Annotated in this window: 19 protein-coding genes; 13 read left to right on the top strand and 6 right to left on the bottom strand. The window is 57.6% G+C overall.

The window, feature by feature from the left end:
• Positions 1-4 precede the first annotated feature (4 nt).
• Positions 5-1,651 (top strand): sel1 repeat family protein, encoded by a 1,647-nt coding sequence (locus tag ACUZ9P_RS05825; RefSeq protein ID WP_449249006.1) that lies wholly within the window; start codon positions 5-7, stop codon positions 1,649-1,651.
• 27 nt (positions 1,652-1,678) lie between these two features.
• On the opposite strand, the gene ACUZ9P_RS05820 is transcribed toward ACUZ9P_RS05825, so the two are convergent.
• Positions 1,679-2,557, bottom strand: coding sequence for a LysR substrate-binding domain-containing protein (locus tag ACUZ9P_RS05820; protein WP_449249005.1), 879 nt, complete (start codon positions 2,555-2,557; stop codon positions 1,679-1,681).
• A gap of 103 nt (positions 2,558-2,660) precedes the next feature.
• Between ACUZ9P_RS05820 and ACUZ9P_RS05815 the strand changes: the two genes are divergently transcribed.
• Both ACUZ9P_RS05815 and ACUZ9P_RS05810 read left to right on the top strand, forming a co-directional pair.
• On the top strand, positions 2,661-3,644 hold the full coding sequence (locus ACUZ9P_RS05815; protein WP_449249004.1) for a TDT family transporter: 984 nt from the start codon (positions 2,661-2,663) through the stop codon (positions 3,642-3,644).
• A 140-nt stretch (positions 3,645-3,784) separates the two neighbouring features.
• Positions 3,785-4,522 carry a sulfite exporter TauE/SafE family protein gene (locus ACUZ9P_RS05810; protein ID WP_449249003.1) on the top strand — a complete coding sequence of 246 codons (738 nt, stop codon included), beginning with the start codon at positions 3,785-3,787 and terminating at the stop codon, positions 4,520-4,522.
• Positions 4,523-4,629: 107 nt separating this feature from the next.
• Here the strand turns inward: ACUZ9P_RS05810 and ACUZ9P_RS05805 are convergent, their stop codons facing one another.
• Positions 4,630-5,130 (bottom strand): AbrB family transcriptional regulator, encoded by a 501-nt coding sequence (locus tag ACUZ9P_RS05805; RefSeq protein WP_192112144.1) that lies wholly within the window; start codon positions 5,128-5,130, stop codon positions 4,630-4,632.
• A gap of 317 nt (positions 5,131-5,447) precedes the next feature.
• Here ACUZ9P_RS05805 and ggt point away from each other — a divergent pair, with 317 nt between their 5' ends.
• The 6 genes from ggt to ACUZ9P_RS05775 all read left to right on the top strand — a co-directional run bounded on the left by ggt (position 5,448) and on the right by ACUZ9P_RS05775 (position 13,077).
• A complete protein-coding gene (gene ggt / locus ACUZ9P_RS05800; protein WP_449249002.1) occupies positions 5,448-7,112 on the top strand; it encodes a gamma-glutamyltransferase in 1,665 nt (554 codons plus the stop codon).
• A 755-nt stretch (positions 7,113-7,867) separates the two neighbouring features.
• Positions 7,868-9,037, top strand: a complete 1,170-nt coding sequence (locus tag ACUZ9P_RS05795) for an ABC transporter substrate-binding protein (protein ID WP_034604807.1) — start codon at positions 7,868-7,870, stop codon at positions 9,035-9,037.
• 377 nt (positions 9,038-9,414) lie between these two features.
• Positions 9,415-10,329, top strand: coding sequence for a branched-chain amino acid ABC transporter permease (locus ACUZ9P_RS05790; RefSeq protein ID WP_022657564.1), 915 nt, complete (start codon positions 9,415-9,417; stop codon positions 10,327-10,329).
• A 13-nt stretch (positions 10,330-10,342) separates the two neighbouring features.
• On the top strand, positions 10,343-11,506 hold the full coding sequence (locus ACUZ9P_RS05785; RefSeq protein WP_449249001.1) for a branched-chain amino acid ABC transporter permease: 1,164 nt from the start codon (positions 10,343-10,345) through the stop codon (positions 11,504-11,506).
• A gap of 78 nt (positions 11,507-11,584) precedes the next feature.
• A complete protein-coding gene (locus ACUZ9P_RS05780) occupies positions 11,585-12,355 on the top strand; it encodes an ABC transporter ATP-binding protein (protein ID WP_192112140.1) in 771 nt (256 codons plus the stop codon).
• Positions 12,355-13,077, top strand: coding sequence for an ABC transporter ATP-binding protein (locus ACUZ9P_RS05775; RefSeq protein WP_209819340.1), 723 nt, complete (start codon positions 12,355-12,357; stop codon positions 13,075-13,077). The genes ACUZ9P_RS05780 and ACUZ9P_RS05775 overlap by 1 nt, the downstream gene beginning before the upstream one ends.
• 83 nt (positions 13,078-13,160) lie before the next feature.
• Here ACUZ9P_RS05775 and ACUZ9P_RS05770 read toward each other — a convergent pair whose 3' ends face one another.
• Entirely contained in the window at positions 13,161-13,823 is a 663-nt protein-coding gene (locus ACUZ9P_RS05770; RefSeq protein WP_449249000.1) for a flavodoxin family protein, read from the bottom strand.
• 119 nt (positions 13,824-13,942) lie between these two features.
• Between ACUZ9P_RS05770 and ACUZ9P_RS05765 the strand changes: the two genes are divergently transcribed.
• On the top strand, positions 13,943-14,404 hold the full coding sequence (locus ACUZ9P_RS05765) for a winged helix-turn-helix transcriptional regulator (protein ID WP_449248999.1): 462 nt from the start codon (positions 13,943-13,945) through the stop codon (positions 14,402-14,404).
• On the opposite strand, the gene ACUZ9P_RS05760 is transcribed toward ACUZ9P_RS05765, so the two are convergent.
• Positions 14,332-15,324, bottom strand: a complete 993-nt coding sequence (locus ACUZ9P_RS05760) for a DMT family transporter (protein WP_449248998.1) — start codon at positions 15,322-15,324, stop codon at positions 14,332-14,334. The two genes, ACUZ9P_RS05765 and ACUZ9P_RS05760, sit on opposite strands and share 73 nt — an antisense overlap.
• A 139-nt stretch (positions 15,325-15,463) precedes the next feature.
• Between ACUZ9P_RS05760 and ACUZ9P_RS05755 the strand changes: the two genes are divergently transcribed.
• The 3 genes from ACUZ9P_RS05755 (at position 15,464) to ACUZ9P_RS05745 (ending at position 17,900) form a co-directional block, all read left to right on the top strand.
• Complete coding sequence (locus tag ACUZ9P_RS05755) at positions 15,464-16,366, top strand: LysR family transcriptional regulator (RefSeq protein WP_449248997.1); 903 nt, start codon at positions 15,464-15,466, stop codon at positions 16,364-16,366.
• A 72-nt stretch (positions 16,367-16,438) separates the two neighbouring features.
• Entirely contained in the window at positions 16,439-17,374 is a 936-nt protein-coding gene (locus ACUZ9P_RS05750; RefSeq protein WP_449248996.1) for a TIGR01777 family oxidoreductase, read from the top strand.
• A 139-nt stretch (positions 17,375-17,513) separates the two neighbouring features.
• Positions 17,514-17,900, top strand: coding sequence for a hypothetical protein (locus tag ACUZ9P_RS05745; RefSeq protein ID WP_449248995.1), 387 nt, complete (start codon positions 17,514-17,516; stop codon positions 17,898-17,900).
• 153 nt (positions 17,901-18,053) lie between these two features.
• Here the strand turns inward: ACUZ9P_RS05745 and ACUZ9P_RS05740 are convergent, their stop codons facing one another.
• Complete coding sequence (locus ACUZ9P_RS05740; protein WP_298998460.1) at positions 18,054-18,827, bottom strand: ABC transporter permease; 774 nt, start codon at positions 18,825-18,827, stop codon at positions 18,054-18,056.
• A gap of 2 nt (positions 18,828-18,829) precedes the next feature.
• Positions 18,830-19,453 (bottom strand): ABC transporter ATP-binding protein, encoded by a 624-nt coding sequence (locus ACUZ9P_RS05735; protein WP_449248994.1) that lies wholly within the window; start codon positions 19,451-19,453, stop codon positions 18,830-18,832.
• Between the last annotated feature and the right edge of the window lie 270 nt (positions 19,454-19,723).

Here is a 19,723-nt window from a genome sequence, read left to right as displayed (position 1 = left end):
CCGCATGTTTCTTCGATGGGGCGCGGTTTACAGCCGCGCCCATCTTATTTCAGCCATTCGGGCCGTACTCGTGTACAGCCTGTGCGTGTCCCTGGCTCTGTCGGGCGGCGCGGCCTTTGCCGCGTCAGACTCCGTTTTTGTTCAGGGTACTGGCGCGCCCACCGCTCCCATGGGCGGAAGCAATGCGCCCAGCCCCAACGGCATGGGTGGGCAACCCTTCGGGGGTGGCACCTCGCCCACGCTCTCGCAGCCAATGCCAGCGGCGCCAATGCAGACGCCTACGGTTCAGGTGCCTACCGTACAGACACCCACGGTGCAAACCCCAACCGTCGCAAGCCCATCCGTGCCCACGCCGCAGCAGGTCAACCCCCTGACCGCACCGGGAGCGCCCGCCCCTGCTCAGGCCCAGCAACCGCAGGTTCCTGCGGCACAGGGCGCATCTGCCCCAGCAGCTCCTGCCCAGCCTGCAAGCCCTGCCCTTGAAGCGCCCAAAAAGCCAGAAGCTCCAGTAAAGGAAAAGGGCTCAAAAAACCGCAGGGAAAAAAAATCAAAAAAGGGCAAGAAAGAAGAGGCCGCCGAGCAGGAAAAAGCCGCTCCCACAGTGGAAAGCGCGCCCACCAAAGCGCCGGTGCCTGTTCCGCAAAGAACCTCGCCGCCCACACAGGCGGAAGAAGCCGCAGCAGCATACGCCAAAGGCGATTATGCCACAGCGGAGAGCATCTGGAGCAAACAGGCCGAAGCTGGGGATGGGCAGGCCATGAACAACCTTGGCGTGCTCTACGACCTCGGGCAGGGGGTGGAGCCTGACCTGGGCCGCGCCCTGCACTGGTTTGCGGAGTCAGCCAAGACCGGGCACCCCTCCGGCATGAGCAATTACGGGCGCATGCTGGAACAGGGACGCGGCATAGAGCCCAACCCCGCAGAAGCAGCACGCTGGTTTGATCTGGCTGCGCGGCAAGGCCAGCCCGAGGCCCAGTATAATCTGGGCATGCTCTATGAGCTGGGCCGCGGGGTGCAGCAGGATTTCACAGCGGCGGCGGCGTGGTACAGCCGCGCTGCGGCGCAGCAGCAGACTGAGGCCTTGTTCCGCCTTGGGCATTTTTATCGCGTCGGCCAAGGGGTTACCAAGAACCCCTCGCGGGCGGTGCTGCTGCTCTATGCGGCTGCCATGAACGGCGATGCCAACGCCATGAAGGAACTGGAAGACATGGCCCGCGCCGAACCTTCGCGCCCCGAGGCCGTTCTGTTTGGCCAGCGGCTCGACAATACCGACAGAAATTCCATGCGCACGGCCCTGCGACAGTACGGGGCAACCGTTATCCGCGAGGATGACGCCTATATCTGCGATCTGTACGATGCGGCCAAGGTTGCCCCCGGAGCGCGCCAGATGGCGATCTGCTACGGCCCCGGAAACCCCGGCTCACTGGGATTTCTTGAGCTGGATTACACCGCGCCGAACAATACGGTGGAGGGCATGATACTCAAGATGGTCACTGACCGTTTTGGCAAGGCCTCCGCTGGAGAAGGTGATGACGCCCACCTCTGGAATCTGGGCTCGGTGGTGGTTGCCACGCGCTATGAGCCCACGCGCGGGCAGTTGAGCCTCATGTACATGGTTCCCCGCGTGTACCACCTGACGCGCCAGCGTTAGCCCACATAGGGAGCTCTTTGCGCAGTGCTATCTGTTGAGCGGCGACCATGCCCGGCAAAAGCGGATAAACGAGTCCATGCCCGCAGAGTGGTATTTTGACTCATGCCAGCAAAGAGAAAACGTGCGTGAAAACGTCTGTGTCAGGCGGATTATTGAAAAACGGCTGCTGAAACCTGGCAGCTCGGCCATGAGCCGCGAAGCAAAGGTAATGCCCAGCCCCTGTTCCACCATGCCCAGCACCGCCTCGGTGGAGCTGAGGCTCAGGGCCACGGTATAGGGCGCAATGAGTGTGCCTAGGGTGTGCGCAAAAAACGCCCTCGTGCCGGAATCCGGCTCTCGCAGAATCCAGCGCTGGCCCGCCAGCTCTTCCGGCGCATGGGCCTTGCCGTCTGCCAGAGCATGCCCCTTGCGTGCCACCACCGCCATTTCATCCTTGAGCCATTCTTCCGCCACCATGTCGGGCCGATGCTGCTCGCCCTCCAGCAGCACCACATCCAGAACATAACCTTCCACCAGTTCAAGCAGGCGATTGGTGTTGGCTATCTGCGCCTTGGGCAGCCATCCGTGATCCTTTTCAAAATCGTGCATCAGTTGCGGCAGCAGATAGTTGCCAATGGTCTTGCTGGCCCCAATGCTCAAAAAGCAGGCCCCGCCAGCCTGAAATGTCCGCTCGATGGCCTCGGCCCTTTGCATCATTTCGTCCGCCAGCGGCCACAGGCGCGCCCCTTCATGATTCAGCCGCAAATGCGGGTGCACCCTGTCAAACAGACGCACGCCGAGGTGCCGCTCCAGTTCCTGCAAGGCTTGGGAAACCGCGCCCTTGGTCAGAAACACAGCCTCTGCGGCCTGTGTGAGGTTCTGAAACCGCGCCACAGCCAGAAAAACCTGCAATTGCTTGAGTGTCATATCAGTGTTCAATTTTTTTATACGTTACGTTAAATTCATTTCGATTTTCTTAATGCACGATCCGTGGCAAACACGCAAGCAGACCATAACCGAGGATAGTTCCATGTTGCAGAGTGTTCGCAATTTCTTTCGCGCTGTTCCCACGCCCCTTGCGGGCTTGGCCCTTGGCATTGCCAGCCTGGGCATCGGGCTTGAAAAAAGCCTGCCGCTCCACAATTTTGCGCAGGTGCTTGGCGCGCTGACATCCATGACGCTGATCCTGCTCCTGGCAGGCAAATTTGCCATGAACCCAAGGCTGTTGCTCGAAGAACTGCGCCATCCCGTGCTTGGCAGCATTTTACCCACGACCTCAATGGCCCTGATGCTGCAATCCAAGAGCCTGAGCATTCTGGACGCGCAAGCGGCCCAGTGGCTTTGGCTGTTTGCCGTGGCCCTGCATCTCTGCCTTTTGCTGGCCTTTGTGGCCTTCAGGGCACGGCAGTTCAGCCTGCACCACATGCTGCCAAGCTGGTTTGTACCCTTTGTTGGCATCAGCGTGGCGGCCATGACGGTTCCCGGCCCGGCCTACTACCAGCTTGCCTACGACCTGATGATTTTTGGCATGGTCAATTACGCGGCCCTGCTGCCAGTCATGTTGTACCGGCTCATATTTTCCCGGGAAATTGAGGACGCGTCCAAGCCAACCATAGCTGTGCTTGCCGCTCCGGCCAGCCTCTCGCTGGTGGCCTATCTGAGCCTTGAGCCAACCCCCTCCCTGCTCTTGTGCAGTCTGTTGCTCGGGGTGGCGGTGCTGATGACCAGCATCATCTATGTGGCCTTTTTCAAGCTGCTGCGTTTGCCTTTCAGCCCCGGCTTTGCGGCCTACACCTTCCCCATGGCCGTGGGGGCAACAGCGCTGTACAAGGTCTCCGAACTGCTGGCCGCCTATCCGGCAACGCTGGAGTACGCCCTGCAACTCAAGGTGCTGGCAGTGCTGGAAATGATTGTCGCCACTCTGGTTGTAGCCTATGTGTGCTGGCGCTACCTGATCTTTTACGTTCGGGCGTGGGATACGCTGCTGCGCGCGCAAAGGGCGGCGCACGCCTGACCCGCCGGGCGGGGAAAAATACCCTTGCGCCCCACACACGGTAGAGCTAGCCTGCCAGAACTGCGTGGCAATTTCTGCCGCTGCATGTAATTGCTCAATTTTACGCCGCCTGTGGAGGCGGCCTGCGCAGCAGGTGATCTATGCTTATTTTTGCCGCCATGCTTTTGTTGGGGATATTGCTGGGCTTTGTGGGCGCTGGCGGCGCTGGCGTTATGATCACCATGCTTAGCGTGGGCTTTGACATCCCCATGCAGGTTGCCCTTGGCACTTCTCTTGCGGCCATGACGTTTACGTCCCTCTCCGGCTCCGTCAGCCACTTTCGCGAGGGCAATGTCAACCGCAGGCTGGGCTTGCTGCTGGGCGCGTTCGGCGCCGCCGGGGCCTTCTGCGGCGCGCATATCTCGTCCGGGCTTGCCTCCGCCACGCTCAAGCCGTTGACTGGCGTGGTGCTTATGTTCTCTGCCTTCCTCATTTATTTGCGGGTTTTTCACCCGGCCAATCCGCTGTTCAGCTTTCGTTTCACAAGTACCCGAGGCGTGAAGTTCTGGCTGCTGACAGGCATGGTGGGCGTGTTCAACGGTCTGGTTTCCGGGGCCTGCGGCGTGGGGGCAACCCCCTTTATCCAGATGACCCTGCTGATTATCTTCAATGTGCCGCTCTATCAGACCGTAGGCACAACCATGCTGGTCATTCTGCCCATCGCAGCCTTTGGCAGCCTGGGTTTTCTCGCCGCCGGGCATCTGGATCTTGTGCTGTTCCTGCAGGTTCTGGCTGGGGTCAGGTCATCGGCGCATATGTGGGCGCAAAGTTTACCCGCATGGCTCCGCAATTGCTGCTCAAAGGCTGCATGGTCGCGCTGCCGGGGCTGGGCGGTCTGATCCTGCTGCTTGCCCGCTAAAAAGCCCCCGGCGGAATCCGACGGAGGCTCAATATCGATGTCGGTCAGCGGCCCCCAGCGAAGGGGCAGATGCCGAGCGTCGACCGATTACTTCACTAAATAAGACAGCATTTTGGCCACAATGGGCGAGAGCAGCACAATGGCATAGATGCGCACCAGATGGTACACCATCACCATGGGGGCTTCCGCCCCTGTGCCGCCGGAAAGCGCCACCACCGCGTTGAATCCGCCGGGGCTGGTCGCCAGATATGCCCCGCCTACAGAGAGGCCGCCCCAGCGCACGGCAATCCAGGTGCACAAAAGCCCCGCCATCAGAATAATGCCTGTTGAAAGCAGCATCATGGGCCAGGTGTCGCGCACGGCATCGAGCATCCCGGGATTATACATGTTGCCCACAAGCACGCCCACGCACCCGTAGACAATAAAGCGCACCCAGTGCGCCATGTCGGGCGAGGTAATGGAGCCGCAGCTTTTGAAAATCACCACGGCGATCATGGCCCCTGTCATGGCCCCGCCGGGCAGGTGAAAACGGTCAAAAACAAAACTTCCTGCAAGCCCCACGGCAAACAGCATTATTGTTGTACCCATATCGTGTCCTTCGCGCCGCGCAATGCGCGGCTGCCTGCTGATCTGTAGCCGCACCTGCGCGGCGTCAGACCTGCTTACGCCCTTTTTTGTCACCTCTCAATGAGGCTTGCCCGGCATGCCCCGCCCGGTTTTGAGCAAAAGCCACAACTGATTATCATCTGCTGGCAGGAATACAGCACTGGTTTGACGTGCCGCGTTCCCGCCGCTAGTCTGCTGTAGGGTCACGGATTATCCACTGCATGCCATTGGGGTCTTCACAGATTTGCGCCCTGCTGGCGGCACCCATGCGACACCTAGCCACTCACACAGGAAGCATCATGAATTTTGCAGCCAGCCCATATGCGAAAACGGAATCCCAGCGTTTTGACCCCATGACCACACGGGGCATGGTCACATCGCCGCACTACCTTGCCACACAGGCTGGCGTGGATATCCTGCGCAAGGGCGGCACCGCCCTTGACGCCGCCGTGGCCGTGGCTGCGGTGCTGGCCGTTGTGTACCCGCAGATGTGCAGCATCGGCGGCGACAACTTCTGGCTGGCGCACGAGGCGGCCACAGGCGCACTGCACGGCATCAACGCCTGTGGGCGCTCTGGCGAAAATGTCACGCGGGATTTCTTTGCGCAAAAGGGCCTTGTGTCCATTCCTCTGCGCGGGCCGCTGGCTGCCTGCACTGTGCCCGGTGTGGTTTCTGGTTGGGATGCCGCCCACACGCTCAGCCGCTCCTGGGGCAGCCCTCTTGCTCTGGGAGACCTGTTGCAAGAGGCCATCAGCCTCGCGGCAGAAGGTTTTGCCGTAACTCCATCTCTGGCCCACTGGCTGCATGAGGACTGCAAGCCTGACCCCACGGGCTATCGGCAATTGCAGAGGTTTCCCGGCTTTGCGCGCACATTTTTACCCAACGGCACGCCCCCGCAAACAGGGGCTGTGCTGCGTCTGCCCGACCTTGCCGCGACCCTTGACCTTATCGCCCGCGAGGGCGCGCGTGTATTTTATGAAGGCGAACTGGCCGACCGCCTGACCGGCTGGCTTGCAAGCAACGGCGGTCTGCTCACAGCGCGGGATTTCGCCGCACATCAGGCAGAAATCGTCACGCCCCTGCGTGTGCGCTACCGGGGCCTTGAGTGCTGCAACCTGCCGCCCAATACCCAGGGGCTGGCTTCGCTCTCCATACTCAACATCCTTGAACATCTGGATATCCAAGGCATGGGCGAAGGCAGCGCCGAATACCTGCATGCCATAGTCGAAGCCACCAAGCTGGCCTTCGCCGATCGCGATGCCCACGTGACTGATCCCGACTTTGCCGACATACCTGTAGATTATCTACTGTCTCAGGAGCATGGGCGCGAGCTTGCCAACCGCATTGACCCTGTCCGCGCCCTCAACCATGCGGCCCCCCTGGAACCCAAGGGCGACACTTGCTGGTTCGGCGTGGTGGACGCTCAGGGCAACGCCGTTTCTGCCATCCAGAGTATTTTTCATGACTTTGGCGCGGGCCTGGTAGCAGGCGACACGGGCATCCTGCTGCAAAACCGTGGCAGCTTTTTTTCACTCAATCCCACCCATATTAACAGGCTCGAACCGCGCAAGCGCACCATGCATACGCTCAATCCGCCCATGCTGCGCAAGAACGGCAAGCCCTGGCTGGTTTACGGCACCATGGGCGGCGAGGGGCAACCTCAGACGCAGGCGGCCATAGTCACCCGAATGGTAGATTTTGGCCTGAGTCCGCACGATGCCGTGGCCGCACCGCGCTGGCTTTATGGCCGAAGCTGGGGCCTGCCGGTAAACAACCTCCGGCTCGAAGGCCGCTTCAGCCCGCAATTGGCCGAAACCCTGACGAAACAGGGGCACTCGGTTGAACGCATTGCAGACTTTAGCGATCTGATGGGCCATGCCGGAGCCATTCTTTGTGATCAGCAGTCCGGGATGCTGTTTGGAGCAACCGACCCGCGCAGCGACGGGCTGGCTGCTGGTTATTGACCCAGGCAATGCAGTCAATCTTTTTCTGTGGCTTTTGCCGCTGAATCGTGCTTATATACCGCAGGTTTTTTAAACCAGTCGCGCTGCTTTGTCTGGCTTGACTCCACGCGAAAGCAGCGCAGGAAGCGTAGCTGGCGGCAGTGCTGCGAGCAGGGGTTCCTCAGGTTCCAGCAGAGGCGCGAACGCAAGGTCTACCAGTTCGTAGGATATGATAACAAGCTCAAATAATTATATATTTTTTGATTTTCCAGGGGCGATGCTGATAATACGGGCACAACATCCCCACAAAATCGACCGAAAAGTATTTTTTCCTTAAAAACAATTTTGCCTTAATAAACATATAGTTAGTTATTCAGGCGATATACTTTTCTTGCCGCCAAACTGGTGCTCACTGCCAGAAACCCCGCTGGGCTGTAATGCAGCCAGACGAACAATTCAAAAAAGGTTTTTTTAATTCAGCACATTATAGCAATACCCCATAAAAGAACCTAGCCGGTTCCTCCGGCTTGGTATCATATTTGACTTGCGATACCACATATGCGACAAGGTTCATGCTCGTGCTATCGCTTTATTTTTTCACTGTTTTGTCGTGCTGGCGCGCAAGGAACTACCAAAATGTATTTTTTGTGCGGCTAAATTTTACAAATTGTGTTCATTCCCAATAACTTAGCAAAACGGAATATTTTTTGCTTTGTTCAGCCTTACCGTATTTTTGGTACACCCCTGTAACTACGCATAAAACTCGGGAGGCCTTCATGAATTTGCTGAAAGTAGCGTCAGTTTGCGCCCTGTCTCTCTTTGTGGGGCAAGCGGCCATGGCCGCAGAAGCTCCGATCAAAATCGGGTTCCCCATCCCGCTTACTGGTGAGATCCCCAAGGTGGGCGAAGGAACCAAGTATGCGGCTGAAATGCTGAAAGAAGAGATCAATGGCAAGGGCGGACTGAAAGTGGGTGACAAGATGTACCCGCTTGAATTCATTTATGAAGACAATGAATCCAAACCCGAGTCTGCCGTCAACGTGACCCTGAAGCTCATCGAGCGCGACAAGGTCATGGCCATTGTCGGCCCCCAGTCTTCGCGTCAGGCCGTGCCTGCGGGCGCTGTTGCCAATGACGAACAGGTACCCATGATCACCCCCTGGTCCACCAACCCCGATGCCACCAAGGACCGCCCCTGGGTGTTCCGCGGGGCCTTCCTTGACCCCTTCCAGGCTCCTGTGGCCGTGGACTTCACCACCAAGAAGTTCAACGCCAAAAAGGCCGCAGTCCTGTTTGAAGTATCCAACGACTATTCCAAGGGCCTTGCAGACAACTTCAAGGAATCCTTTGAAAAAACCCACGGCAAAGGTTCTGTGGTGGCCATGGAATCGCATGGTCCCAAAGACCAGGATTTCTCTGCCCAGCTGACCAAAATCATCGCCGCCAAGCCCGATTTCATCTTTGTGCCTGAAAACTACAGCTTTGCGGCCCTTATTGTGCCTCAGGCCCGTGACCTCGGCTACAAGGGCCCCTTCATGGGTTCCGATGCCTGGGGTTCCGCCGAGCTTTTCAACCTTTGCGGCAAGGACTGTGTGGACCAGTTTTTCTCCACCCACTACACCGCCGAGGGCGCGACCGGCAAAACCAAGGAATTCATCGACAAGTACAAGGCCAAGTACGGCTATGTGCCTGACGACGTTGCCGCTCTGACCTGGGACTCCATCAACATCGTGCTTCAGGCCATTCAGAAGAACGGCAAGATTGATCCGGACCTCAAGAAAGAACGCAAGATCATTCGCGACAACATGGCTGGCATGGCCAACTTTGACGGCATCACCGGCAGCATGAAGTTTGACGAAAACCGCGACCCCATCAAGTGCGCGGTTATCGTGCGCGTGACGGAAACCGGCGCGTTCGCTTTTGTGGAATCTGTCTGCCCCAAATAGCAGACATCAGCAGGTAATTGGCACTGCCGCGCGGCCCAACCCCCAGGGGGCCGCGCGGCGGCAAAAAGCTCCAATGCGAATGGGAAACTGCGCCTCCGAACGGATCAATATTTTTTGCTTCTGGCAACGTCCCATTGCGAATCAGGAATGGTTTTTTGCGTTTTTTGGGCATAAAAGCATGTAGAGGCAAGGCCTGCCTTGCGACGCTGGCGTAAGCCACCCGCACCCACCCTTGGGACAACAGTTCTTTCGCCTGAACGGGCGGTTCAGGGGCCGCGTACGCGCACTGCCGCTCAAAATTCGGGGCTTGACCACGATTTGAAAAAACTGCGCCACAGAATTCGCACACTGTAACCATCAGCATTTTTGGGTAGCCTATGGACTTTCTGCTGCAACAGACCCTCAACGCCTTGCAATGGGGCAGCTTTTACGCCCTCATCGCCTTGGGCTACACCTTGGTTTACGGGGTGCTGCGCCTCATCAACTTCGCCCACGGCGATATTTTTATGGTTGGGGCCTACATTTCATTTTTTGTGGCCACATATCTGGTTTCTTCCGACGGGCTTGGCCTTTCGAAGCCACTGACGCTGGGTCTGACCATTGTTCTGACAATGGGACTCACAGCCATTGTGGGTGTTACGCTTGAGCGCATTGCCTATCGGCCTCTGCGCCGCAAGGGCGCACACAGGCTCTATGTGGTCATTACCGCACTGATGTGCGGCCTTATTCTTGAAAACGGCAATCTTGCTCTGCTTGGGGCAACCAAGCGCAAGCTGCCCGAGCTTATTGACAAAACCGTATATTCCATCGGGCCGCTGGTCATCACCAACCTGAAAGTATGGGTTATTGTGGCAGCGGTGCTGGTGTTTCTGTTCTTGCAGACCATTGTCACGCGCACCAAGGTGGGCATGGCCATGCGCGCTGTTTCCTGGGATCGCTTTGCCCTGCCGCTCATGGGCATACCGCTCGACAGCGTCATTGTGGTCACCTTTGTTCTTGGCTCGGGCATTGCCGGGCTTGGCGGCATGCTGTTTGCCATGTGCTACCCCAACCTTGAGCCATACATGGGCGCCATGATCGGCTGGAAGGCCTTTATCGCGGCGGTTGTGGGCGGCATTGGCGACATACGCGGCGCATTTGTGGGCGGCTTTATGCTGGCATTTGTAGAAATCATGGTGGTGGCCTTTTTGCCGTCCACCTACATGGATCTGTTTTCCTTCACCATCCTGCTGCTCATCCTGTGGGTGCGGCCCACGGGCATTTTCGGCATGCCGCAAACGACCAAAATCTAGCCGGAGTGTCTGAATGCTGCCTCTTTTTGTACAAACGGTTCTTGTAATACTGGGCGTGCTCTGCTTCGGCTATGCCATCAAACGGGCTGTCAAACAGAAGAAGATAGACTGTCTTCTGTTCCTGATCGGCGGGCTGGTGCTTGTTTTTGCCGAATACTTTTCATGGATTGACGGCTACTGGCTTTCGGTCATCAAGTTCATGGGCCTCAACGTTATTTTTGCCACCAGCCTGAACCTTGTGAACGGCTACATGGGCGAATTTTCCTGTGGTCATGCGGGCTTTATGTGCGTGGGGGCCTATGTGGGCGGGCTTATCTCCATCATTCTGTTCACCAAGAACAAAATGCTGGGCGCTCCGCTGCTGCCGCCAGAGCTTGCGCCCCTGCTCTTTCCCCTGGTGCTTGCCGCAGCAGGCGGCGTGGCGGCCCTCTTTGGCCTGCTGGTGGCCCTGCCCTCGTTCAAAACCCGTGACGACTATCTGGCAATCATCACCATTGCGGCCAACTACATCATCATTTCGCTTATTATCAATATCGACTTTGTGGGCGGCCCGCGCGGCCTTACAGGCATGCGCGGCGTGGTGCGCGCCATGGAGAACGTGGCCGACATCCCCTGGATGATGATCTGGATGCTCCTTGGAGTGATGATCACCACCATGATGTTGTACCGTCTGGTAAACAGCACTCTGGGCAAGGGCATACCTGCGGTGTGCCAGAACGAAGTTGCCGCAGAGATCATGAGCGTCAACACCAAGAAGGTGAAGCTGGTGGCCTTTATGGTTTCGGCGGGCATTGCCGGGGTGGCGGGCGCGCTTTACGCGCACATGTTCAGCTCCATCTACGCCAACAGCTTTGGCATCATGAAGTCTACCGAGGCCATGGTCATGGTGTATCTGGGCGGCATGGGTTCGCTTTCCGGCTCGGTGCTGGCCGCCGTAATGTTTACCCTGCTGATCGAGCTTTTGCGCTTCGCCCTGCCTGCCATGAGCGATCTGGCCCACATGCTGCCCTTTGTGCCCAATTCGTTCAACATCAGCCAGGAATGGAAGTGGGTCATCATCCCGCTGATTCTCATTCTGCTCATGCAGTTCAGGCCCGAGGGCCTCTTGGGCAACAGGGAACTGACCGATGTGTTCCCCAAACTGAAACGGCTGGTAAGCTTCGGCAAGCGCAACTAAAGCAATTGCTGGCCCCAGGGCGGCGCGTCCTGAAAGCGCCATTGATGCAGATACAACCAGAACGAGTGGGGGCTGACCTTGGCACTGCTTGAAATGAAAGAAGTCACGCAACGCTTCGGCGGGCTGATTGCGTTAACGGATTTTTCCATCGCCGTTGAAGACCACAGCCTTGTGGGCCTTATCGGCCCCAACGGCGCGGGCAAAACAACGGTGTTCAATCTGGCCTCTGGCTTTTATCACGCCACTGAGGGGCAGATTGTCTTTAACGGCCATACATACGATACACGCCTGGAACCGCATCAGGTTACGGCCATGGGCATGGCCCGCACCTTTCAGAACATCCGCCTGTGGAACGACATGACGGTGCTCGACAACATCTGCGTGTCGCAATACCACCGGCTGGGATACGGGCTGCTTGACGCGTGGCTCTGCAACGAGCGCTACAGCCGCGAAGAAAAACGCGTGCGGCAAAAGGCCTCAAAGATTCTTGAAATCATGGAACTGGCCGATGTGGCCAATGAATTTCCCAAAAACCTGCCCTACGGCCTGCAGCGCCGGGTGGAGCTGGCCCGCGCCCTTTCCACAGACCCCAAGCTGCTGCTGCTTGATGAACCCGCCGCTGGCCTGAACTCCTCGGATGTGGACGGCCTCATCAAGCACATCCGTTGGATCTTTGACGAATTCAAAATCGCCATCTGGATGATCGAACATCAGATGAAGGTTGTCATGTCGCTGTGTCAGCACATTACCGTGGTGGAATTCGGCAAGACCATTGCCAAGGGCACGCCGCAGGAAATTCAGTCCAACCCCGATGTCATCAAGGCCTACTTGGGCGACGAGAACGTGTGATGCTACTGGAAGTTGAAAATCTCTACGCCGGCTATGGCAAGATTGAAGCCCTTCACGGCATTTCATTTCACGTGAACAAGGGCGAAATAGTCACCCTCATCGGGGCCAACGGCGCTGGCAAATCCACCACGCTCAAGGCCGTCATGCGCCTCACGCCGCCGGAATCGCCCACGGTCATCAGCGGCGACATCCGCTTTAACGGCGAATCCATATTGAAAACAGAGCCGCACCATGTGGTTGCCCGCCTCAAGATGGATCTTGTACCAGAAGGCCGCCATATTTTCGGCAACCTCACGGTGAATGAAAATCTCAAGCTGGCTACCTGGACGCGCAAGGACAACAACATCCAGCGGGATGTGGACAAGGTTTTTGAGCTTTTTCCGCGCCTTAAAGAACGCATGCACCAGCGCAGCGACACGCTCTCTGGCGGCGAACAGCAAATGCTGGCCGTGGGCCGCGCGCTTATGACCAACTGCTCGGTGCTGCTGCTGGACGAACCCTCCATGGGCCTTTCGCCCCTGCTGATGTACGACATGTTCCGCACCTTCAAACAACTCAACAGCGAAGGTCTGACCGTTGTGGTTGTGGAGCAGAACGCCCGGCTGGCGCTTCAGGTGGCGGATCGCGGCTATGTGCTCGACACGGGCAGTATCGTGGCGGAAGGTTCCGCCGCCCATCTGGCCGACACGCCGGAAATCAAGGCAGCCTATCTGGGTGCATAATCCCCGCTGGCGCAACTATCAGTAATGACAAAGCCCCCGTTGAAAAACGGGGGCTTTGCGTTTTGCCGTGGGCAGTACGAAAGCTACTTGGCAGCTGCAACCATTGCAGCTCCTATGCGGCGGGCCTGCTCCAGATCTTGCGGAAAATGCGCGTCGCGATAAGCGGCTTTTTCGGGCTCGGAGAACCGTTCGCACTTATACTTGCTGTAGTCGTCAAACTGGTAGGTATTGTGCACATGCTGCACTTGCGGCTCGCCAAAAAGACGGCCCACAAAGGTTTCCATCCCCTTGAGGTTCTGGAGGTAGCCGTACTGCTCCATTTCTTCGCTGCTCACGTTCATGGGGTAGATAAAGGCCGTGGGCATGCGCTTGGGAGCAAGCGAACTGTAGTCCTTGTCATACACGAAAAAGGGAAACATCAGGCGCTCAAGAAAGCTGCGCATCATGCCCGTGACATTGCCAAAATAAATGGGGCTGCCAAATATAAGCCCGTCCGCCTGCGAGAGCTTTTCCAGCACCGGGGCCAGATCATCCTTGACTGCGCAATGCCCGTAGCTCTTGCCGCCCACCCTTTTGCACGAAAAACAGCTCACGCAACCTTTGTAGTTGAGATCATGCAGGTGGATCATCTCGGTTTCTACGGTTTCGCTACAGGGTGCGGCTGCCGCGCCGCCCAGTGCCGCCTGAAGCAGCTTGGCGGTATTGAACTTCTTTCGAGGGCCACCGTTTATGGCGTAAATTTTCATTATATCCTCCTGTGGGAATTGGTTGATGGCATGAGACTTCTTGACCACCATGTATACCTGCTCTAAAACTATTTTCGCAAGTACGCATTTTTTTCTTCCCTACTTTTAGCGAGCATACCATGACAAAATCTCCTTCACGCGCCACCAGCGGCCTGTATGATGACAAGACTGAATGCCCCATCCTGCACGTTTTCAGGTGCATTGGCGGCAAGTGGAAGTTGCCCGTTCTGTGGCACCTGGCCGAAAAAGACACCATGCGCTACAACGAACTGAAACGCAGCGTGCGGGGCGTCACCAACATGATGCTGACCAAATGCCTGCGCGAGCTGGAAGATTTTGGCCTTGTACATCGCAGGCAGTACAACGAAATTCCGCCAAAGGTTGAATATTCGCTCACAGAGCGCGGCAAAAAACTACTCCCGGCGCTAGAGGCGCTGTACGCCTGGGGCCGGGAGCATCTGGACTTTGCAGTAAGCTCGGGAATGACGGGAACAGACGATTGCGGCTGTCAGCCCCGCGCCTGCCCAGATAGTTTGGTGGAGGGTTCGGCGGATACTTCCAAGGGCGGCTCAGCAGCCTGAGCGCATCCGGCTCCGCTGCGGCAGTTTTCCACCACAATGCCGGTGATAATCAGCGCACCGCCCAGCAGAGTCGCAAGGGTCATCTGTTCACCCAGCATGGCCGCGCCAAGCAGCACCGCCGCCAGAGGATTGAGCGCAATAAATACGCCAGCGCGCGCAACGCCAATTTTCTGGATGCCGTCATAATACCAGATATAGGCCACGGCGGAGCCAACTATGCCCAGATAGAACAGGCTGAGCATCTCACCGGTGCTAAAACGCGGCACAGCGGCAAAATCCAGCGCGCCCGTGCAGACGGTATAGGCCGCAAGCATGAGGGTTCCGGCATAGATGGAATACGTAACCGTGTGCAACGGCCCAAGCTGCCGCACCACTGATTTGCAAAACACGCTGTAGGCGCTCCAGCTCAGCACGCAGCCGCCTATAAGCGCCTCGCCCAGCCAACCGCTGCCGCCACCCCCCGCCCGCTGGGGATCGCCGCCGCCGACCACCAGAGCCACACCGCCGAAACACAGGGCAATGCCAAGCATTTTCAGCGCGCTCACGCGCTCATGGTAAAAAAGATAGGCGATAAGGGCCATGACCGCCGGGTTCAAGGCCACAATCAGCGCCGCGCGCGAAGCGCTGATGTGCTGCAAGCCGCTGAAAAAGAAAAAGCTGTACGAAAATATGCCGCAAAACCCCAGCAGGGTCACCACCAGAGCCTGCCCCGCCGTCACCCGGCGAAAACCCTTGCCGGAAACCACAAGAAACAGACTCAGCGCTGCCGAGGCCAGCAAAAACCGCAGGCTGGCCGAGAACATTGGCGCAATGCCAGCCAGGCTTCTGCCCGCAATGAAGGTGCCCCCCCAGGCCACGGCCACAAGTGCCAACCGCACGTACACGGCGGCGTCCCCCGCGCGTTCTTTTGCAACACTCATTTCAATCCCTGACTTTACTGAAATTCTGCGACCAAAGGCATTGCACAGGCCGCACCCATTGCAGCCGCAAGCTGAACGGCATACATTTACGTGCATGCTCATTCATAGAGAAATGAGCAATAACTCATGGTAAATTGCAATGACGCTGACCCAGCTTGAAATATTCTCCACCGTGGCCGCGAGGCGAGGCTTCACTGCCGCAGCCCTGCAACTGGGGATTTCGCAATCGGGTGTATCCCACGCCATTGAAGCGCTTGAGCAGGAATTTGGCGTGGCCCTGCTGCGGCGCGGCAAAAATCTGGAGCTTACAGATGTGGGTGCTCGCCTGCTGCGGCAGGCTCAGGCAATGCTGGGGCTGGCGGAATCCATGCGGCAGGAGGCCTCGGACGCGCGCGGTATGAAGCGCGGCACGTTGCGCATCGGTTCTTTTGGCCCCACGGCCTCGCTGCGCCTGCTGCCCCCGGTGCTTGAAAAATACCGCGCGGTTTACCCCGGCATTGAAATTCACGTGGATGAAGGCCCTGACGGTGAGGTGGCCCAATGGCTCACAGACCACCGGGTGGACATTGGTTTTGTAACCCTGCCGGATGACCGGTTTGACACCTTTCCCCTCATGGAAGACCAGCTGGTGGCCCTGCTGCCTCTGGCGCACCCGCTGGCGAAAAAAAACGCCGTCACCCTTGAGGAACTTTGCGCCAGCCCCTTTGCCATGACCAGAGCCGGGTCTGAAGACATTATCGGGGGTCTGTTCCGCGCGTTGCGCCTGCAACCCACTATCCGTTGGCGCTCGTTGCAGCTTGTGAGCACCATTGCCGCTGTGGCACGGGGCGAGGCCGTGAGCATTGTGGCGGAATCCGCCCTGCCGCCAAATAAAGCACAGGACTATGTCAAAAAGCCCCTCCGTCCTGCCGCCCGGCGACAGGTAGCCCTGGCAACGCCGGACGCACGCCGCATGTCGCCCGCAGCGCGGGAGTTCATCCACATGGCGCAGGAGGTTTTTCCGCAACCTGTCCAGTCCGCCGCAAGGACGACAAAACGATAAAATTGCCTGTTCCCCGGCAAATGGTATAGATTGCATCAAACGCACGGCTTCGCACAACAGAGGGGGTTCACCATGCATGTTCTCATTCTGGGCGGCACAGGCTTTGTGGGGCGATACATGGCAACGGCGCTCATGCGCCAGGGCCTCACCGTAAGCGTGGTTTCACGCAGGGCGGGCAAGGACGGCAACGGCCCGAGGCGCGTGGTCTGGAACGGCTGGGATGGAGCTGCCCTGGCCGGATTACTGGACGGCGTGGACGCCATCATCAATCTTCAAGGCGAAAATATCGGCGGAGGCCGCTGGACGCCGGAGCGCAAGCAGGCCATTGTGAACAGCCGGGTAGAAACCGGGCAAGCCTTGTGCGTTGCCCTGCGCCTGCGCAAGGAACAATCCCAGCAAGCGCCCGCAACGCTCCTGCAGGCCTCGGCCAGTGGATACTATGGCCTGTGGCAAAACAGCGCGCCGCCCTGCGATGAAGATGCACCCTCCGGCACGGGATTTCTGGCCGAAACATGCCGCCAGTGGGAACAGAGCACCGTGCCCGTTGAAGCATTGGGCATCCGCCGTTGCGTATTGCGCTTTGCCCCGGTGCTGGGCAAAAAGGCGGATGGAACCCCCGGCGGATTTCTGGAGCGCATGCTGCCGCCCTTCCGCATGTTTGTGGGCGGGCCGCTGGGCTCAGGCAAACAGCCCTTCTGCTGGACGCACCTTGAAGACGTAGCCGGAGCCGCATCTCTGCTGCTGCAAAGGCCCGACCTTGCGGGCACGTTCAACATCTGCGCGCCGCGCACCCCCAGCATGAGCGAATTCACCCACACCCTTGGCAAGGCCTGCGGCAGACCCTCGTGGCTGCCCGTGCCAGCGTTGGTACTGCGCCTGATGTTGGGGCAGATGGCCGATGAGCTGCTGCTCGCAGGGCAGAATCCTGTTCCGGCGCGCTTGCAGGCTGCTGGCTATGCCTTTCGCCAGCCGGATCTGGAATCGGCCCTGCGGAGTGTGCTCCGCTAACCGAAAACCTCCAGCTTCAAGGCTGGGAGGACGAACCGTGTTGGCATACTAATTAGACGGATAGCAATGACAAAGGTTTAAGGCCGTCAATAACTCAATTGTGGAACGAACATATTAACAACAACCATTGGAGTTAGTTATGGATTCTATCACAAGCGCTAGCAATAATTCCGTACAGCCTTCTAACATATCAGCAACAACAAATGGAACGAATGTGTCAAAAAAGAACGATTCTTCTGAACAACAGCAGGGAGACACTGTCACAATCTCAGAAGAAGGGAAAAAACTGTCAAAAAGTGTTGATAAAAACACTGAAAATGAGCCGTCTACCAATAGCGATTCAGGGCTTACTGTAAGCAATATGAAAATATCGCAGCAGCTACAGGACGCGAAAGATAAACAAAAACAGCTTACAGCAAAGATTGCGGAAGAAAAAGCCCAAGGGAATGACGTAAGTGCGCTGAACGCCCAGTTATCAGACGCCCAACAAAATGTGAAAAAATTTCAGAACAAGGCTGACCAATAGCTAATTTTTATGGATACTCTCCGAGCAAATACTTGGGCAACTGCTCCGGATTTTAAAAATCCGGAGCAAGACAATATTTTGTATCAACGGGGAGTGAGGGTGAACAACGTGTTGGCGCGCTGAACCTGAAGCTTTTCCACTGGCAACCTGCGCCTAGAAGGCCACCTGTTTTTGCGCGTTCCAGAGCGTTCTGTAGCCGAAATAGAGCGAGCAAAAACAGCACAGGCACACGCAGGCGCAAATAGCCACCATGATGGTTATCTGGTAAAGGATGGCAGTGGTGGGCGCGGTGCCGGAAAGAATCTGGCCTGTCATCATGCCTGGCAGCACCACGATGCCCATGCCCAGCATGGAGTTGAGCGTGGGCACGAGCGCGGTTTCCAGCGCCTGGCACACAAAGGGAAAGAGAACCTTTTCCGGCGTGGCCCCAATGTTCAGCAGCGCCTCCACACGCGCTCGCTGCCCCTCAAGGCCGTTCCAGAACGACTTGAGCCCCAGTGAAACGCCCGTGAGCGCATTGCCCATGAGCATGCCGCTGATGGGGATGAGGTATTGCGGATCAAACACGCTCTGCCCCACAATACAGGTCACGAAAAATATGATGATGCCCAGCCCGCAACTGGCAATGGAAACAGACACTATTACCCGAAAGCGCGGGTTGAGCCTTTTGTTGCGGGAAAGCACCAGATAGATGGTAAAAAACACCAATATGAGCAGATAGCCCATGGTGAGCAGCGGGTGCGGATGCTCGAAAAGAAAGGTCAGCGCGTAGCCTGCGGCAATGAGCTGCAAGGTCATGCGCGCGCTTGCCAGCACCAGCAGTTTGGTCTGGCTGATGCGGCATTTTTTCATAACCGCCAGCACTACCAGCAAGAGCACATAGACGAGCAAAAACGAGCCTAACTGAATCTGGGCAACGCCGTTCATGGTTATTCCGCCTCTGCCCGCAGGCTGATGATATTTTCCGCATGCCGCTCTGTCAGGGCGGGATCATGGCTCACGGCTACCACGGTCATGGCGCGCTCGCGGCAAAAGGCCAGCACCTGCGCCATAAAGCGTTCTGCCGTTTCCTGATCCAGGGCTGAGGTGGGTTCATCCAGCATCAGCACCTTGGGCAGGAATGAAAGGCAGATGGCCAAAAACACGCGCTGGCGTTCACCGCCGGAAAGATGCACGCAGGGCGCATCCAGCGGAAAATTGGCGCAACACAGGCGCAAAAATTTCTGTTTGTCTTCCGCCGCAAGGTTGGCGGATTCTCTGGCTTCGCAAAAGGCGTCAAAATTTTCGCCCACCGTGCCCTCAAAAAGAAACACGGATTGCCCTGCCAGCAAAACCTCGCGCCGCTGGGCAATGCTGTCGATGTCGGCCATGTCCTGCCCCTGGTACAGCACAGAGCCTGCCGTAGGGGCCAGAGTTTTGTTGAACAGCCGCAGCAGCGTACTTTTGCCGCAGCCGCTGGGGCCGCTGATAAATGTGGCCTTGCCCTCTTCTATGTCCAGATCCTTGTAGGATATCTGGCCGTAGGCAAGGCCGCGTGTCTGTATACAGGACATGGTTTCTCCTGATGGCTGACGTGGTGCAGGGCTATCCCGGCGTAGGCCATCCTACAGAGGAGCGCGGCAAGGTCAACAGCCTGTAAACGTTTTGTGCCGTGCAGCAGAAATTTTTTACATCTGCGCCAGAATCGTCATCCCTTGCACGGGGCGGCTTCTGGGCGGTTTTTTTCAGTCAGGCCGCCGTCTGCCGCAATCTGGGGCTGATGGGGCATTGTGCATTGGCGTGTATGAGGCTATGGTACGCTACCAAGTAATTTTTTATGTACA

The organism is Desulfovibrio intestinivivus (assembly GCF_053570665.1).
The sequence above is the reverse complement of the archived record's forward strand: the minus strand, read 5'-3'. Positions and strand labels throughout refer to the sequence as shown.